This is a genomic window from Myroides sp. A21 (assembly GCF_000807225.1).
GTDB classification, from domain to species: domain Bacteria; phylum Bacteroidota; class Bacteroidia; order Flavobacteriales; family Flavobacteriaceae; genus Flavobacterium; species Flavobacterium odoratimimum.
Genome location: NZ_CP010327.1, coordinates 2,503,919 through 2,522,453 on the forward strand (window position 1 = coordinate 2,503,919; position 18,535 = coordinate 2,522,453).

The following is an 18,535-nucleotide window of genomic DNA, read 5'->3' on the forward strand; positions in this document are numbered from 1 at the left end:
TGAATTATATAGAAAGCGTGTAGTATGGTGTCTTCTAAGTATTTGGGGAATTTGATTCCTTTTCAGTTTGCAAGTTGGAAGTTTGAGAATAAGTTGCCAATAGCTGATAGTGTTTTTGTTGATGTTATTTTGGATAGTTATTTCTTAAGTGAAAATAGCCAATTAATTACTCAAATAGACTCATTTGTCGGACAAGTTCTTTCTGCAAAATGGAAGGTTACTTTTGAAAGTTTTACTACTTATTTATATCATCAATTAGTATTAAAGAAAGGATATGCCTTCGATAAACAAGAATACATTTACACCACACCAGCAGAAAGTATATCTCTTGAGCAGCTTTGGAATTATTTAGACATAGAAGTTATCGTTTTATTGGATGAAGATTTAGAGGAATGGTCTTTTAAATTTGATATTTCAGGCTTTAACACCCATTTATCAGTACTGTTTACTGTAGAAGGGATGTGGGTTTCACGAGACTTAAATGACAGTAGAACTCCTATAAAAGCGGAGTATAAATTACTCGATTCAGGCTTAGAGTTTTATTATAATGAAGATGTTTATGAATGGGTAAGTACTCGTTTTATATCTTCATTAATATGGGGAAGTCATCGAGGGTGTCGTATTTCCATACAGGAGGAATTATTTGCTATAGCAGGGATGGAAGAGAGAATAGTAAATTGCATAAAAGAATATGAGCAGAAGAATAAAGATGAGATTTTTGTAACTGCTATGGGGGCTTTGGAGAAATCTTTTAATGTAGCTTGGCAGGACTATAATGAGGAATATGAAAAGGATTTTGTATTAGAAAAAGCTAATGTGAATAGAGAATTATTATGGCAATTAGTTGCGCCACCTAATAGTGTAAGAATAGTATTAAACGCCAATGAACAACTTGTTTTTATTCACTACAACGATTGTTATTGGGAGGCAGAGCATGGAATTCACTTTATATATAATGAACAATTAGATTTTCTTAGGATTGGTTTAGGTAGTGATTATTGGGAAGAAGAATAAAATTCATATAATAAAAAATGCTGACCATGGTCAGCATTTTTTGTTTTCAGTTTATGGTTCCCTGTTTCCAGTTTTCTGTTTTCTGTTTTCAGTTTATGGTTCCCTGTTCCCAGTTTCCAGTTCCCAGTTTTCTGTTTTCAGTTTCCAGTTCCCTTTATTCAGTTCCCTAAATTATTTAATAATCTGTACTTCGAACATTTTGTCCCAGTTTTTACCTGTTAGGAAGAATGTCTTAGTTTGTGGGTTATAAGCGATACCGTTCATTACATCTCTGTCTTCGTGATATGTAGTCAGGTTTACTAATTCGCTGAAGTCTATAACAGCTTCGATTGCTCCTGTTTGAGGATTGATTACAGCTACTGCATTTTGTGCGTAGAAGTTAGCATATATCTTACCATCTACCCATTCTAATTCATTAGCGTATGGAATAACATTCTTATCTGTATATACGCTTACTCTGTCTATTTCTTTAAAAGTCTCTGGATCTAGTTTATAGATAAACTCAGAACCTGATGTCATATACAGGTGCTTACCATCATTCGTAAGTCCCCACCCTTCCATCTTCTGAAAATAAGGAAGTGTTTTTTCTTGTTCTAATGTTTCAGGGTTGAATACATAAGCTTCATTGTTTTGATAAGTTAGTTGGTATAGTTTACCATTTAAGATAGTACACCCCTCACCGAAGATCTCCATTGGTTGTTTGTGAATCTTGATGATTTTACCCGTTTTATAATCTACTTGGCGTACACTAGAGATTCCTTTCTTACCTGTTCCTCTTCCCGTGTTCGTTGTTCCTCCACCTTCGCCATTACCTGTACTTTCGTATAAAATACCATTGTAGAATTCTAGACCTTGTGTATAGGCTTCTTGATCATGAGGATAAGTGTTTACTAATTTATAGCTGTAAAAAGCAGGTTCTTTTGGAGCTGTTATTTCTATATTCGTAGTGAATTCTTTATTCGAATTCTCAGCATAAGCAACAGCTTTAATCGTTGTTTTACCTAACTTTTGTTCACCTAAGTTTAGATTTAACACCTCATTTTTGATAGAAGCACCTACTTTTTTGTCGTTGAAGTAATAAATTACAGAGTCTACTTGCGCATTTTCGGTAGTTTTTAGACTCAGTTTTATGTCTTCATTTCCCTTATATAGCTGTTTTAGATGAGTAGTATCAATAGATAAAACATTTTTTTCTAAATTTTTTTTGTTTGAACAGCTTATAAAAGCTACTCCTAATGCTAACGGAACTAGAATGTTATATTTTTTCATTGTCATTTTTTAATTTGATACAATATACAAATCTAATGCGAATAGTTGAAAAAGCTTGGAAAAATAAAAAACCGTTGTATATTTGCAGTGGCAAGTCCTACACGACCAGCTCCCTCTTAATCCTCCAGGGTGGGAACGCAGCAAAGGTCCGAGGTTGTAGCGGTGCGATGTAGGTAGCTTGCCATTTTTTTCTTAATTGTAGATCTCCGTGTTGGAGATTTTTTTTTGCCCTAAAGTTTTTTCCTTTTCCTTTGAATGGATCAGTGACAAAAGTTGGGGACTACGCAAAAAGTTTGGTTAATCTAAAAAGGAAAAACTTCTTATCTCTAACACCTCTATACATCATACGGAAGAATTTAATTTTGGCATTAAATGATTCCGCAGAAGCATTTGTACTTCTATTAATAAAGTAATTGATGATTTCGTTATAGTGTACATTAAAAGTCTTTAAAACAGTACTAAAGTGTTTGAGTGAAGCTTTTTCAATATCATTAAACCAATGAGCTAGCTTAGTCATGGCTATTTCTTTATCTATTTGTAGATTATATATCTGTCTAAGGTTATTAGCTAATAGATAGGCTTGTTTAATCTCTGGGTATAATTCAAATAGTATTTTAGCTCTTTCTTGTTGATCAGATGTCCAATTAATTTGGTTTTTATAAAGTAGAGAACGTGAGCGAACTAAAAGTTGCTTCTTAGTATCTCCATTAGTAAGTATTTCAGGATTATATATAGTGCCTTGTTCCTTAGCCTTTAAAATAGCAGTGTTCTCAGCGTCAAGTTCAGCCCATCGATATTTTATTCTAATATCTTGTACAGCTTCGCTTACAAGCTTTTGTACATGAAAACGATCGATTACCTGTACAGCTTTAGGAAAGCACTTCTTAGCTATCTGTTTCATAGCCCCTGCCATATCTAAAGTAATCTCAGTTACTTTATCTCTAAGCTTTTTAGGTAGTTTAGATAGATGCTTAATTACAGTATCTGATTTTGTTCCTTTAACTATCGCAACAATAGTTTTTTCCTGACCTTTACTGGCTTTAGAAGTCAGTATAGTATATAACTCTCCCATAGATAAACATACTTCGTCTATGGACAACTGATTAGTTATATTTTCTGGGTAGAGTAGCCAGTCTTGTGCATGTTCTTGTTGATCCCATTGTTTGAAACCACTAGTTTTATGTTTGTATTGGCGTTGAAACTTCTCTCCTTTAACCCCAAATAATTCACCAATAACCTTACAGCTAAGTACTTTAGTATCGGCCAATTTTTTTAAGAACTCCGAAAACTCTGTAGTCATTCGTGTTCCTTCTGCGATGATATTCCAATCACGTGATATAATTTCTCCTGTTTGTTTATCTGTCCAACGACGACGTTGAACATGTAGTTTAACTGATTTACCTCGTAATGGGAAGTCTTCAATAGTAATCATACTATAGAAACCTTTAGAAATAAGCTGTCTTTCTGTACATTGATTTGCGTAATCATTCTTCTCTTCAAAGTAGATATGTAGTTTTGTTTCTAATTCTTCTATTTTGGTAATATTGAAGTGTTCTACTAAGTAAGTAGGTAAGATTAGTTTTAGTATTTCTTGGCTATCCATCATAAGGCAAAGATATTATTTTACACTTTCCTCCCCAACCTTTAACGTTGATCCCTTTGAATATCATTGTTGGAGAGGTACGATTTTTGTTATTTTTGTATAAAAAATTTGTTTTGAAGAAGATAACAATTAAAATAGGTAAGGTACTGGGCTGGTTCTTACTTAGTTTATTTCTAATATTACTACTTCTTATCGTTGCGATACAGATACCTGCTGTCCAGAATAAGGTGAAGGATTTTGCAATCACCTTTGTACAGGATAAGATAGGTACCCCTGTGTCCTTAGATAGGATAGAGATTGCCTTTCCAAAAAAAATAGTAGTTAAGAACCTTTATGTTGAGTCTCAACAGAAGGATACTTTGTTATATACTAATTATCTAGGTGTAGATATTAGCTTATTTGCCCTCCTGAAGAGCTCTGTCAATGTCAATAGTGTTCAGTTAGATGGACTAAAGACAGATGTTAAACGCGATAGTCTAGGACGCTTTAACTTTGATTATATCATCGAAGCCTTCGCTTCAGAGGAAGAGGAGGATAAAGAGGACAGTAGCTCTATGGCTATAGATGTAGGTGAGATAAGCCTTAGCGATATCCAGGTGAAGTATAATGATGATTATGATGGTCATCACGTCTCATTTGGGTTAAAGAGATTTATTACGCGTTTTAAACAATTTGATTTAGAGCAGATGAAATTTGCTATTCCTAAGATTGCGATCGCAGGAATAGACTTAAATTATAAAAAAGAATTGCCTTCTCAGGCTTCTATTGAGGCAGCACAGTTAGTGGTAGAGCCGATAGAGGAAGAGTCAAATACTTCTGTGATGCCTATAGTAGATTTAGGTACTATAGAGTGGACAGATAGTAATATCGTTTTTGAGGATAAGGAGAGCAAGTTATATGCTAATCTTGCATTAGGAGCTTTTAAAACTACATTTGAGCAAATTGATTTAAAGAATCAACAGATTGATTTAAAAGAGATCCGTCTAGATGATACTAAGGCTGTTGTTCATTTATTTCCTACAACGATTAAGGCAACACCACCCGTAATAGAAGAGGAGACTGCTCCTGTAGTGGATGAATCTGCTCCATGGAAGCTAGGGATAAAGGAGTTTGCCCTTAACTCTATTGATGTCAAGTTTGACAACGATAACGTTAAGGCATTGACCTTTGGGTTAGACCCTAACCATATTGCATTTACAGATATTAACTTTGATTTAAAAGATTTTCAGTTTTCGCCTAATGTGATCAGAGGAAACTTAGAAGGGTTTTCTTTTAAAGAAAAGAGTGGATTGCAATTAGATAAGTTCAAAACTTATTTTCTATACGGGGATCAAACTACTTTCATTAAAGACTTTATTTTAGAAACCCCTAACTCTAAGTTTGACGCTAATGTAACATTGAATTATAAAGATGTGAATAAGTTGTCAGAGCATTTAGAGGATACTTCTGTGGATGTATTGATCAAAGATTCTCATCTAGGATTAAGAGATGTATATCTAGCTATGCCTACTGTTTTTGAAGAAGCAGGATTAACAAGTTTAACGAATAAAGATTTAGCGGTAGATATTAAAGCAAAAGGTATAGTAGGCGATTTGTCTATCGAACAGTTTTTACTAACTGGATTACAATCTACAACGATCAATGTGGTTGGAAATGTAAAAGGAGCAACTACTCCTGAAAAAGCGATAGTAGATTTAAAACTGAATAAATTTCAGACTTCTGCTAAGGATATCTTTAGTATCGCTCCAAAAGGCGTGTTGCCAACGAATATAGAGATTCCTTCGCACTTATCACTATCAGGTAATGTAAAGGGAGGGATGAAGGCGATACAGTCTCAATTAGCCCTTAAAACGACTTCAGGTAATGCAGATGTAAAAGCGTTCTTCGATCAACGCATAAAAGGAAAAGAGAAGTATTCTTTAATAGCCAATATCAATGAACTAAAATTAGGTCAAATCTTAAAGAATGACTCTATTGGTACACTATCGATGTCTGCTTCTGTAAGTGGGATAGGGCTAGACCCAAAGAATATAAACGCAAAAGGAAATATCAATGTTTTAAAAGCAGAGTATAGCGGGTATAGTTATAACAATATTGAAGTAGATGGAGCCATTGAGGATGGGAAATATACTGTTCATTCTATTAACAATGATCCTAATCTAAACTTTGCATTAGATGCTAGTGGGCTGTGGACAGATAAGGGAATTAGCTTAGACTTATTGGCTGATTTTAAAAATATTGATTTATATAAATTAAGTATAGAAGAAGCTCCGGCTAGTTTTAAAGGAACGATAGAAGGGAAACTAGCTAATATTATGCCTGATGATCTGGATGGTACAGTGTCTTTAAAAGGACTGTCCTATATGTCTGCTTCTAGGGCATATAATCTACAACCAATAGAGATCGTTGCGACGAGTAAGGATACTCATAGATCATTAGGACTGACTTCTGAACTAATAGACTTCAATATGCAAGGAGAGTATAAAATCACTCAACTAGCAGATGAATTAATGAAGACAATAGATGTCTATTATGCAATAGAAGAGCCTAAAAAAGAAATTGCTACAAAGACTGTAACTGAACAAAATGGAGCAGAGGAAAAGGAGCAAGATAAAAACTACTTTACGTATAAACTCTTGGTTAAGGAGAGTTCGGTTATTCACTCTGTGGTACCTAATCTAAAAGAATTAAAACCAATAGAGGTGTCAGGTAAGTATGATGCGAGTACTGATTATATCAGTTTAAAAGGCTTGATACCCTTAGTAATCTACGGAGAAAATGAGATTAATAATATTGCCTTAGAATTAAAACCTGTCAATGAAGCATTAACTTATGGGCTGTCTGTAGAAAGAGTGGCGAATGCTAGTGTGGCGCTTAGAAGAGTATCATTAGAAGGGGGAATAAAAGATAATACGATTAGTTATAATCTGAGTTTAAAGGATAAGTCAGATGCGGTGTGTTATCTTATCGCTGGAGATGTTCGTGCTGAGGATGGAGATATGATAGCGAGATTATATCCAGATGGTTTTATACTAGATTATCAAAAATGGGTAGTCAAACCAGAGAACAGATTTGTATTAAAACCTGAAGGGTTTTATGTGAAGGACTTTAAATTATCACATGAGGATAGTGCTTTAGTTATTGAGTCTAAGGATGAAGTAGCCAATAGTCCAATGAGAATATTGTTTAATGATTTTAGTATTGAGATGTTGACTAAGATGGTTAAGAAAGATGTTCTGTTGGCTAGTGGATTTATTGACGGTGAGGTGTATTTAAAAGATTTAGCTACAGACTTTAGATTTATATCAGATATTGACATTTCTAAGTTACAGGTGATGGAGATAGGGTTAGGTGACTTACATGTCGGAGTGAAGAATGAGAGTGCGAGTAAGTTTATAACTGATATTACTTTACAAGGAGGAGAGAATAAGATATCTATAGACGGATGGGCTGATGCTGATACTCAGGAGATGAATATGAATCTGAACTTAGCTAAGTTCCAAATGGCGGCGATAGAATATTTTGCAAAAGACCAATTGTCCCAAGCAGAAGGATTCTTCTCAGGTAATTTAAAAATAGGAGGAAAGTTTACAGACCCTAAGATATTAGGTGCGATGAACTTTAATGATATAGGCTTCCATGTGAATGATTTAAATGCTGATTTTAGAAAGATTAACGAAAAGATTTCTTTTACAAACAGAGGGATAGAATTAGATAAGTTTAGTATCACAGATACAGATGGAAATATATTAGTGGTAGATGGTCAAGTATTGACGAAGTCGTATCAAGATTTTGCTTTTAATCTGAGTATTAAGGCAGTTGATTTTAAAGCAGTGAACTCTACATCTAAAGATAATGAGATGTATTATGGTAAATTGGTTTTTGACAGTGATATAAAGATCAAAGGAGATTTAAACAAGCCTGTTGTTACTGGAGGTATTGAGATAGGTAAGAAAACCGATTTCTCATTTGTATTACCACAAGAAGACCCTAGTATAGCAGATAGAGAAGGTATTGTGGAGTTCGTAGATCAGCACAGCTTACAATTGGCTGAAATGCAGAAGTATGAAGAGGATTTTAACAACTCAGCGTTGAAAGGACTAGATGTTTCTGTTTCGATTAAAGTAGATAAAGAGGCTAGCTTTACGATGATTATGGATAAGTCAAGTGGAGATAAAATTATCTTAAAAGGAGAAGCAGATTTAGTAGGAGGGATTGATCCGTCTGGTAAAGTAACATTGTCTGGAAGATATGAGTTCTCTCAAGGTTCTTATGATTTGTCATTTAACATGATGAAGAGAAAATTCGAAATTCAGAAAGGAAGTTATATTATCTGGGCAGGTGATCCTACAGACGCTAACCTTCACTTAACGGCAATCTATGAGACGAAGACAGCTCCAATAGATCTATTAGGAAATCAGCTAAGCAGTCTATCTCCTACACAACAAAATATGTATAAGCAGAAGATACCATTCCAAGCATTATTAAAGATGGAAGGCGAATTACTGAAGCCTGAAATATCTTTTGATGTACAGTTAAAAGAAGGAATTACAAGTGTATCTGGAGATGTGCTAAGCAATACAAAGACGAAGTTAGAACAGTTAAGACAGAATGAGTCTGAACTAAATAAGCAAGTATTTGCGTTGTTGTTATTAAATAGGTTTATCGGTGAGAATCCATTTGAGAGTAGCGCAGGAGGAATGAGTGCAGGGTCTATGGCTAGACAGAGTGTGAGTAGATTACTATCAGATCAATTGAATAACTTAGCAGGTAACTTAATCGCAGGTGTAGAACTTAACTTTAACTTAGAATCATCAGAAGATTATTCTTCAGGAAGTAAAGAGAATAGAACAGATTTAAATGTAGCAGTGTCAAAACGCTTATTCTCTGATCGACTAAAAGTAACAGTAGGAAGTAGTTTCGAAGTAGAAGGAAATGCCCGTCAGAATGAACAGGCAGCTAACATAGCAGGAGATATTGAATTAGAATATGCCTTGTCAAAAGATGGTAGATACTTAATGAAAGTGTATAGAAAGAACCGCTATGAAGTAGCTCTTCAAGGACAAATCGTAGAGACAGGAGTCGGGTTTATAATAACGATGAGTTATGAGAGATTCCGCGAATTATTTGAACGTAGTAAAGATAAAAGACAATTAAAAAAGCAATTAAGAGATGAAGCTAAAGCAGAGTAAAATATATAATGGATTAGCGGGATGTCTTGGACTATTATTTATATTCTCATGTAACACAACTCGTCATTTGGCAGAAGATGAGTATCTGTATTCTGGAGGGAAAATAGTGATTAACAGTGATTCATTATCTAAGTCTCAAAAGTCTGAGATGAATGATGAACTCCATGGTTTGCTACGTCCTATTCCTAATGCGACACTGTTAGGTATGCATCCTAAATTATTTTTTTATAACCTAGCAGGGGATCCAGAAAAAAGTAATAAAGTGCGTCGATGGATGCGAAACAAGTTAGGTGAACCACCTGTATTATTCGATCAAGTAGATATGGAGAACAATAAGGCTATTCTATCTAATCGATTAGAGAATCAAGGGTACTTCAATGTAGATGTGACTTATGATACACTTCAACCAAGTGATAAGAAGAAAGGAGCAGAGTATACGGTAATCCCTGGTGAGCAATATAAAATACGTGAGTTTACCTTTGCAAAGGATTCTACAGGTATCAAACAAGAGCTGTCTAAAGCGATGCCCTATACAAGATTGAAAAAAGGAAGAGCTTATAACTTAGATGTTATTAAAGATGAACGTACTAGATTTGATAATTATTTAAAAAATAAAGGATATTATTACTTCAGTGCAGATAACTTATTAGTGCAGGTAGATAGTAGTGTAGGACATCATCAGGTCGACTTAGCTTTAAAGATTAAAGAGAATACACCTAAGTTAGCATTAGAGCTTTATACGATAGATAATATTTATATATTTTCTGATTATGTGCTGTCTGATACGAACTATATGCAGGCTCTTGACTCAGCACAAGTATATAAAGATTTTAAAATAGTAGATCCTAAAGGAAAGTTTAAATCGTCTATTTATGATAGAGCGATTCACTTAAAACATGGAGATACCTATAACAGAAATGATCATAACTTATCTTTAAATAGGTTAGTGAGTTTAGGTGTTTTTAAGTTTGTGAAGAATCAGTTCGAGATATCAGATAGTTTAAATCATAAATTAAACGCTTATTACTTCTTAACTCCTGATAATCCTAAGGCTATTAGACTTGAGTTGTTAGGGAAGATGAACTCAGCTAGTTATAATGGAGCAGAGTTAAACTTGAACTGGAGCAATAAGAACTTTATGAAAGGAGCTGAGGTGTTCTCTGTGTCTGCTTATGGTGGGGCAGATTTCCAAATGTCATCGGCTAATAATGGGTATAATGTATATAAGGTAGGTCTTGAAACTAGTCTGACTTGGCCTAAGATTATATCTCCATTTAATCTACAATCGACTAGTGCTTATATCCCTAAGACACGTGCTATTCTTGGGGGAGAATATTTGGAACGTAGCCAATTGTATTCATTGCAGTCTTTTAAAGCTTCTTGGGGATATCTCTGGAAAGAGAGTGCTTTTAGAGAGCATGATTTGAAAGTATTTGATATTAACTATGTAAAACCTGGGCATGTCACAGATTACTATAAGGAGTATGCAGCTGGTAATCCGTCGCTGGAGAGAGTATTAGATAAGCAGCTGACCTTTGGTCCTACTTATACCTATACTTATACAAATACTAGTAAGAAATTTAAAAAAGGGACAATATACTATCGTGGAGGATTAGATCTGTCTGCTAATATCACAGGATTATTAATGGGGGCTAATGTGGATAAGGATAAGGAAAAAAGTTTGATAGGTGTTCCATTTAGTCAATATATAAAAACAGAACACGACTTTAGACATTACCTAAGACTAAGTAAAACTTCACAGTTAGTGAGTAGAATACACGCAGGTATAGGGATAGCTTATGGAAATTCTAAACAAATGCCTTATACAAAGCAGTTTTATGTAGGAGGGTCAAATAGTATTAGAGCGTTTAGAGCACGTACTTTAGGACCAGGTTCATTCAATCCAGAGATTAACAATGCTAAATTTATACCAGATCAATCGGGAGATATGTTGTTAGAAATGAACTTAGAGTACCGAAAAAAACTATTTAGTATTGTACATGGTGCATTGTTTGTTGATGCTGGGAATATCTGGAATCTAAACGATGTATCAGATCGACCTGGAGGTAAGTTCAGTGGTGACTTTTTAAATGAGTTAGCAATTGGAGCAGGAGCAGGATTGCGATTTGATGTTACATTCTTAGTTCTTCGTTTTGATTTTGCATTTCCATTGCGCGTACCATATCATGCATCAGGTGAACGCTGGGTAATAGATGATATCAATTTTGGAAGTAGTAGATGGCGAAAAGATAACCTAATGTTTAACTTCGCTATTGGGTATCCTTTCTAATATGTGTGGAAACAATACACAAAAAACTCCCCATCTTTTCCTATTGTGGAAAGTTGGGGAGTTTTTTTTTAATTCGCATAATGTGTTGAATATAAAATAGATATATGAATAGGTCTTATGCCTATTAGGTTTGGCATGGTTTTGTATATATACTATTACAGTAAGGTGTTATAAAAAAAGTAAAGAAGTTGAAAAACTTCCTGCTTTTGAAAAAGAAAATTTAAGTGTTTATTTAAAAGTTATGTTATCGAGAGATAACAAGTTAGATCGTTAGTAAGGTGAAGAAGAGAAATCTTCAGGTGAACAGGGAGCTTAGGCTCCCTTTTGCTGTTTATATAGGTTAATTTTATATCGTAATTGGGAATGAATAATAAAAAGTATAAATTTGCAAGAAGCACATAAAAAATAAAAATATGAGTCACAAGATTCTGGTTATAGATGATGATGTTCCTTTCTGCGAAATGCTAAAAACTTTTTTATCTAAAAAAGGGTATATAGTTTCGAATGCATTTAGTAGTACAGAAGCAGAACAGTGTATTGATGAAGAGTGCTATGATATTGTCCTTACAGATGTTAGACTACCTGATAGTAATGGTTTAGAATTACTTAAATATATAAAATCAAAATGTAGAACTTCACAAGTTATTTTAATGACAGGATATACTGAAATTAAAACAGCTGTGAATGCAATGAAGTTAGGAGCATTCGATTATGTAGCAAAGCCAATAAACCCAGATGAGATACTGTTGACAATCAAACAAGCTCTCGAAAGAAAAGCAAGTGTGGAAAGTGGTGAGCCTTTAAAATCAAAAACTAAATCTACTGTAGTAAAAGATGTAGAGAATGCAGAAGAGCAAGTGGAAGAGGTAGAGTATGTAAGAGGCGAAAGTAATGTGTCTAAACAATTACATGAATACATTGATCTAGTAGCACCTACTAATATGTCTGTTTTGATTATAGGTGATAGTGGTACAGGTAAAGAAAATATAGCACATTCTATTCACTTAAAAAGCAAGCGTAAGGATAAACCATATATTGCAGTAGATTGTGGTGCAATCCCTAAGGATTTGGCTTCTAGTGAGTTTTTTGGACATATTAAGGGGTCTTTTACAGGAGCTGTTACCGATAAGGTAGGACACTTTGAGGCTGCTAATGGAGGAACTATATTCCTAGATGAGGTAGGTAACTTATCTTATGAGGTACAGGTACAACTATTAAGAGCGCTTCAAGAACGCAAAGTAAAACCTGTGGGAAGTAGTAATGAAATAGATGTAGATATCAGAGTTATCGCTGCAACTAATGAGGATTTGCCAAAGGCTGTAAGAGAAGGAGAATTTAGAGAGGATTTATATCATCGCTTAAATGAGTTTGGTATTGTAGCTCCTAGATTAGCGGATAGAGGTGCAGATATATTGATGTTTGCGATGCATTTCTTAAACGAGTCTAATATTGAACTTGAGAAAAAAGTAAAGAAATTCTCTTCTGAGGTAGAGTGTATCTTTTTAACTTATGATTGGCCAGGAAACTTAAGAGAGATGAAGAATATCATCAAAAGATCAGTTCTTTTAACCCGTGGAGAGATTATAGAAAAAGATGTACTACCACAAGAGATTCTCGTGCCAAAATCAGAAGTGATTAAAGCAAATACAACAAATGAGACAACAGAGGATGATCTCAAGTTGTTCTCTTCTAGAAATGAAGAACAGGCTATTCGTACTGCATTAGAAAAAGTTAAGTTTAATAAAACTAAGGCTGCGCAAGTATTAGGAATCGATAGAAAAACATTGTACAATAAAATGAAATTGTATAATATTGAATTATAAAATTTAAATGTGTTGAAGATAATTCAACACTTTTTTTATTGAATGATAGGGTTAATATAAAGTAGAGATATGCTTAAAGTTTAAGTATATCTCTACTTTTCTTTTTACCTTTGCTTAAATAAGAGAAGTATAGAATATGGATATAAAAACGCTAATACATCATAATTTAGATGAGTTATTTTATTTAGCTGATAAAAAGGAAATTCTAAATACAGACTTGGTCGTGAAGATTGGAGCTTATGTAGGAGCTGCTGTATTAAGAGGGAGATATGCAGATCAGAAAGAAGTTACTTTAGAAGAGGTAAACGGAGTGTTTGGTATTATAGGAGATTTTTGTAAAGAGAGTTTTGGAGGAAGAAGTTTCTCTAAAACACATTTTAAAAAGATGACAACCTTATCTCTTGAATTAATTCAAGAAACAACGTTTGATGCTGATGTTGAAGAATTCATTGCATCACTGAGAAGCTAAGAGAGATCTATGATATAATTTTAAAAGCCTGAGGATAGAAATGTTCACAGGCTTTTTTTATGTTTAGTTTCCAGGTTAGGATAATCTATTTTTATTATCATATAAGATTCGTAATTGATTGGTAGGGTGAGTTTTGAAACTTTTTACTATATTGTAGTAAACCAACTAAAAAACAATCAAATGAAAATAAAAACAATAGAATCAGCAAGTAATGCTCATGCCTATCAACTATTGATAAAAGACTTGCTAGAGAATTCACTTCGTGTGAATCCTAAACATGAAATCGTTTATAAGAACCAAGAGCGCTTTGATTATTATGAACTGTATAGTAGAGTGAAGCAGTTGTGTAATGTATATCAAGAATTAGGTTTAGAAGGAGGGAGTGTTGTAGGCGTTATAGATTATGATAGTCATCGCTACTTAATGAATTATTTTGCAGTTCCTATTTCAGGGAATGTATTGCATACGATTAATTGGCGTTTAGCGCCAGAACAAATGCTTTATACCATTAATCATGCAGAGGATGAGGTATTAGTTGTGCATGAGGATTTTGTACCAATAGTAGAATCGATCAAGGATAAAATGACTACTGTAAAGCAGATTATCATTATTCGCGATCATACTAATGAAGTTAAGACGGTTTTAGATGTTAAAGGATACTTTGATGACTTAGTTACTTCTTCTTCGAAAGAGTATAATTTTCCTGATTTTTCTGAAGAAGCAGTAGCTACTTTATTCTATACAACAGGTACAACAGGTGACCCTAAAGCAGTATATTTCACTCATCGTCAGTTAGTGCTACATACGATGGTAGAGATGAGTGTGTTATCTCTGATGAATGAAGGGTTTAAAATTACCTCAAAAGATGTGTATTTACCTTTAACGCCAATGTTCCATGTGCATGCTTGGGGGCTTCCTTATGTAGCGACAGCATTAAGTTTAAAACAAGTGTATGTTGGTAGATTTGAACCACAGAGTTTCTTAGAAATCTTTAGAAAAGAGAAACCTACGATATCACATTGTGTACCTACGATATTAAATATGTTATTGACGAGCCCTGCTGCTAGTGATATTGATTTTTCAAATTGGAGTGTATTAATAGGGGGATCGGCATTGAGTAAGCCATTAGCAAGAAGAGCTATGGAAAGAGGTATATCAGTAGTAACAGGGTATGGAATGTCCGAAACCTGTCCATTATTAACGACTTCTTATTTATCTTTAGAGACTATTCAAAATAATCTAGAGTCTCAATTAGAGATTAGAACAAGGACGGGTAGAGCTGCATTACTAGTGGATTTAAAAGTAATAGATGAGGATGGAGTAGAAGTGCCTAAAGATGGTAAAACATTAGGAGAAATCGTAGTAAGAGCTCCTTATCTTACCATGGGATATTATAAAGATAAAAAGAAGAGTGAGGAACTGTGGGACGGAGGGTATTTGCATACAGGCGATATAGCTTGGATTGATGAGAACAATGATGTGAAAATAGTAGATCGTTCTAAAGATGTGATTAAAACAGGAGGTGAATGGATGTCTTCACTCGCTTTAGAAGAGATGATAAGTAGTTATCCAGGTGTGGTAGATGCCGCAGTCATTGGAATTCCTGATGATAAATGGGGTGAACGCCCTTTCGCATTAGTTGTAGCAAAAGTGGGAGTTGAGATTGTGGAGAAAGACTTAGTAGAGCATATGCAAAAGTATGTTGATAAGCAAGTTATCAATAAATGGGCTATCCCTGATCGCTTTGTATTTGTAGATGATATACCTAAAACAAGTGTAGGTAAAATCAGTAAGAAACGTATAAGAGAATTACATGAGTTAAACCAATTAAGATAGTTGTTTGGTCAAGTACGAAATTTGCGGTAACTTCCAAGCCGTAAATTAACTAACGTAATATGAAATTAACACCAACAACAAAACCTACAAAAAGATCTAATCCTAGTTATTTCTGGAAACAGTTAGGGTTAGGTCTTTTTGTTTTGGGGAGCTTGACTACCCAAGCACAAAAAAAGCCTTTAGACCATTCTGTTTATGATGGGTGGCAATCTATTGGAACAAAAACTTTTTCTAATAATGGAGACTGGATTTTATATCAAGTGAATCCACAAGAAGGAGACAAAACTCTTTATATAGAGACAACAAAAAAAACTAAAAAGCTTGTAGTTCCAAGAGGGGAAAAACCTGTATTTACAGGGACGTCTAATTTCTCTGTTTTTTCTATTCGACCTACTTATGCTGATTTAAAAGCAGTAAGAACTAAGAAGAAAAAAGAGGATGAGATAGCAAAAGATTCTTTAGGAATATATAACTTAAAGACAGGAGCTTTAGTAAAGAAATCAGATATTAAGTCTTTTAAAGTACCAGAAAAGAAAGGAGATTACCTAGCATATTTATTAGAGCCAGCTAAAGATACTGCAAAGTCAAAAGACAAAAAGGAGGTAAAGAAACCTGCTAAAAAAGCAGACAAAGACGCTCCTTTAGAATTGGTATTTGAGAACTTAGTAACAGGAGAGAAAATTTCTTATGAGAATGTAACAGACTATTACTTTGATGATCTAGGACAATATTTGGTTTTTGTTACAAAGGATCCTAATGCAAAGAAAAAGGACGATAAAAAAGACGAGACTAAGACTGAGAAAACTAAGGAGGTAGCAGATACAAAAGAAGAAACTGCTAAAGAAGAGAAAGCAAAAGGACCTTTCGGAGTATTTGTAGTTGATTTGAAAACAAAAGCAGTCAAAACAATTTTAGAAGGTACAGGTAAGTATTCTCAGTTCTCTTTTGATGAGAATGGTAAGCAATTAGTGTTTATTGGAACGAATGATGAGGAGAAAGTATTAGTAAAGAAATATGACTTATACTATACTGATCTTGTAACAGGCGCTACAGTATTAGCATCTAATACAACTAAAGGAATGCCTAAAGATTGGGTTGTTTCAGAAAATAACAAACCTCGTTTTAGTAAGAATGGAGGAAGATTGTATTTAGGTATTGCACCAAAACCTATTGCTAAAGACACTACACTTATAGCAGAAGATCATGCAGTAGTAGATATTTGGCATTATAATGAAGACTATATTCAACCTCAACAATTGGTGAATCTAGATAAGGACTTAAAGAGAAGTTTTTTAGCTACTATTAACCTTAAAGATAGGAGTAAACTTATTGCTTTAGCTGATGAAAAAATCAATGGAAGCCAATTAGTAGACGAAGGAAATGCTAATATTGTGTTTAATTCTTCAGACTTTGGACGAAGAGTAGAAAGACAGTGGAATATCTCAGGAGTTTCTTCTTACTACATTGTAGATGTAAATACAGGTAAAGAAGTAGAGGTAGTTGCTGACTTACCAGGTTCAGCTCGTATATCACCAAAAGGGACTGCTGTGGTATACTATAACAGTGAAGAAGGTAATTGGTATGCTTATGATGTGAAATCAAATATTACAAAACACTTAAATAAAGGTTTAACTGTATCTTTTGCAGATGAGACTTTTGATATGCCTGACAATGCTTCTTCTTATGGGATCCAAGCATGGACAGATAATGACGAGTCTGTTTTAATTAGAGACCGTTTTGATATTTGGGAATTTTATTTGAATAGTAATAAAGCTCCTAGAATGGTTACTAATGGATATGGACGTAAGAATAATATTGCTTTTGATGTATTAAAGTTAGATGATGAAAAGCGTTCATTCAACAGAAATGAACAAGTAATCTTAGCAGCATTCAATGAACAAACAAAAGATGCAGGATTCTTTACTACAGAAATAAAAAGTACAAAAGCACCTAAAGAAATATTAATGCAACCATATAGTGGTTATAGTTCTTTGTTTAAAGCGAAGGATGCTAATGTATATGGTTATTTAAAAGGTTCTTTTACAGAGTCAATGAATCTTTATGTTACCAATGATTTAGTATCCGCTACTCAATTAAGTGATATTAATCAACAACAAAAAGAGTACAATTGGGGTACTGCAGAGTTAGTACATTGGACTACGCCTAAAGGGTATGAGTCAACAGGAGTGTTATTCAAACCTGAAGATTTTGATGCAAATAAAAAGTATCCAATGATTGTATACTTCTATGAGAAGTTATCTGATAACTTGCATCGATATGAAGCTCCAGCACCAACACCATCTCGTTTAAATATTTCATATTTTGTAAGTAATGGTTATTTAGTGTTTACTCCAGATGTTAGTTATGTAGATGGACATCCAGGTAAGTCAGCAGAAGAATATATCAATTCAGGAGTAGAGTATTTAAAACAAAATAAATGGGTTAATGCTGATAAAATTGCTATCCAAGGACAAAGTTGGGGAGGATACCAAGTTGCTCATTTAATTACAGTAACAGATATGTACGCAGCTGCATGGTCAGGAGCTCCAGTAGCGAATATGACATCAGCTTATGGAGGGATCCGTTGGCAAAGTGGTATGAGCCGCCAATTTCAATACGAAAAAACACAAAGTAGAATAGGAAAAACACTTTGGGAAGGACATGACTTATATATTGAAAACTCACCATTATTTAGAATGCCATATGTAAAAACACCAGTGGTGATTATGCATAATGATAACGATGGGGCAGTGCCATGGTATCAAGGTATCGAAATGTTTATGGCATTAAGACGTTTAGGAAAACCAGCGTGGATGTTAAACTATAATGGAGATGAGCACAACTTGATGAAACGTCAAAATAGAAAAGATATTCAAGTACGTCAACAGCAATTCTTCGATTACTACCTAAAAGATGGTAAGGCACCAGTTTGGATGGTAAAAGGAGTTCCTGCTACAATGAAAGGAAAAGATTGGGGATTTGATCTAACAGAAGATCAGGTAAAATAATCTAAATAGATAAGAACAAAAGAAGGGCTAT

General features: G+C 34.1%; 9 protein-coding genes, 1 other RNA gene and 1 pseudogene. 8 read left to right on the forward strand and 3 right to left on the reverse strand.

What is annotated here, in order from left to right:
- Positions 1-24: 24 nt before the first annotated feature.
- Positions 25-1,014, forward strand: coding sequence for a hypothetical protein (locus MYRA21_RS11375; RefSeq protein ID WP_006260823.1), 990 nt, complete (start codon positions 25-27; stop codon positions 1,012-1,014).
- Between the two features lie 171 nt (positions 1,015-1,185).
- On the opposite strand, the gene MYRA21_RS11380 is transcribed toward MYRA21_RS11375, so the two are convergent.
- Complete coding sequence (locus tag MYRA21_RS11380; protein WP_006260824.1) at positions 1,186-2,283, reverse strand: glutaminyl-peptide cyclotransferase; 1,098 nt, start codon at positions 2,281-2,283, stop codon at positions 1,186-1,188.
- A gap of 88 nt (positions 2,284-2,371) precedes the next feature.
- Between MYRA21_RS11380 and ffs the strand changes: the two genes are divergently transcribed.
- An RNA gene (gene ffs / locus MYRA21_RS18770) (signal recognition particle sRNA small type) lies at positions 2,372-2,470 on the forward strand.
- A 93-nt stretch (positions 2,471-2,563) separates the two neighbouring features.
- On the opposite strand, the gene MYRA21_RS11385 is transcribed toward ffs, so the two are convergent.
- Both MYRA21_RS11385 and MYRA21_RS19170 read right to left on the reverse strand, forming a co-directional pair.
- Positions 2,564-3,550, reverse strand: a complete 987-nt coding sequence (locus MYRA21_RS11385; protein ID WP_039330388.1) for a transposase — start codon at positions 3,548-3,550, stop codon at positions 2,564-2,566.
- Positions 3,548-3,889, reverse strand: a pseudogene (locus MYRA21_RS19170) (transposase); the annotation flags it as partial. The gene MYRA21_RS11385 and the pseudogene MYRA21_RS19170, both read right to left, overlap by 3 nt.
- A gap of 110 nt (positions 3,890-3,999) precedes the next feature.
- Here MYRA21_RS19170 and MYRA21_RS11390 point away from each other — a divergent pair.
- The 6 genes from MYRA21_RS11390 to MYRA21_RS11415 all read left to right on the forward strand — a co-directional run bounded on the left by MYRA21_RS11390 (position 4,000) and on the right by MYRA21_RS11415 (position 18,504).
- On the forward strand, positions 4,000-9,078 hold the full coding sequence (locus tag MYRA21_RS11390) for a translocation/assembly module TamB (protein ID WP_006260825.1): 5,079 nt from the start codon (positions 4,000-4,002) through the stop codon (positions 9,076-9,078).
- Positions 9,059-11,368 carry a BamA/TamA family outer membrane protein gene (locus tag MYRA21_RS11395; RefSeq protein ID WP_039329061.1) on the forward strand — a complete coding sequence of 770 codons (2,310 nt, stop codon included), beginning with the start codon at positions 9,059-9,061 and terminating at the stop codon, positions 11,366-11,368. The genes MYRA21_RS11390 and MYRA21_RS11395 overlap by 20 nt, the downstream gene beginning before the upstream one ends.
- A gap of 413 nt (positions 11,369-11,781) precedes the next feature.
- Entirely contained in the window at positions 11,782-13,191 is a 1,410-nt protein-coding gene (locus tag MYRA21_RS11400; RefSeq protein ID WP_006260828.1) for a sigma-54 dependent transcriptional regulator, read from the forward strand.
- 136 nt (positions 13,192-13,327) lie between these two features.
- A complete protein-coding gene (locus MYRA21_RS11405; protein WP_006256743.1) occupies positions 13,328-13,660 on the forward strand; it encodes a hypothetical protein in 333 nt (110 codons plus the stop codon).
- Between the two features lie 180 nt (positions 13,661-13,840).
- Positions 13,841-15,496 carry a fatty acid--CoA ligase gene (locus MYRA21_RS11410; protein WP_006260829.1) on the forward strand — a complete coding sequence of 552 codons (1,656 nt, stop codon included), beginning with the start codon at positions 13,841-13,843 and terminating at the stop codon, positions 15,494-15,496.
- A gap of 59 nt (positions 15,497-15,555) precedes the next feature.
- A complete protein-coding gene (locus MYRA21_RS11415) occupies positions 15,556-18,504 on the forward strand; it encodes a prolyl oligopeptidase family serine peptidase (RefSeq protein WP_006260830.1) in 2,949 nt (982 codons plus the stop codon).
- The last annotated feature ends 31 nt before the right edge of the window (positions 18,505-18,535 follow it).

Excerpts from the sequence above, each read along its gene's own strand:
- MYRA21_RS11380 (WP_006260824.1), bottom strand. The coding sequence starts at position 2,283 with ATGAAAAAATATAACATTCTAGTTCCGTTAGCATTAGGAGTAGCTTTT.
- MYRA21_RS11415 (WP_006260830.1), top strand. The coding sequence starts at position 15,556 with ATGAAATTAACACCAACAACAAAACCTACAAAAAGATCTAATCCTAGT.
- MYRA21_RS11400 (WP_006260828.1), top strand. The coding sequence starts at position 11,782 with ATGAGTCACAAGATTCTGGTTATAGATGATGATGTTCCTTTCTGCGAA.
- MYRA21_RS11410 (WP_006260829.1), top strand. The coding sequence starts at position 13,841 with ATGAAAATAAAAACAATAGAATCAGCAAGTAATGCTCATGCCTATCAA.
- MYRA21_RS11405 (WP_006256743.1), top strand. The coding sequence starts at position 13,328 with ATGGATATAAAAACGCTAATACATCATAATTTAGATGAGTTATTTTAT.
- MYRA21_RS11375 (WP_006260823.1), top strand. The coding sequence starts at position 25 with ATGGTGTCTTCTAAGTATTTGGGGAATTTGATTCCTTTTCAGTTTGCA.
- MYRA21_RS11395 (WP_039329061.1), top strand. The coding sequence starts at position 9,059 with ATGAAGCTAAAGCAGAGTAAAATATATAATGGATTAGCGGGATGTCTT.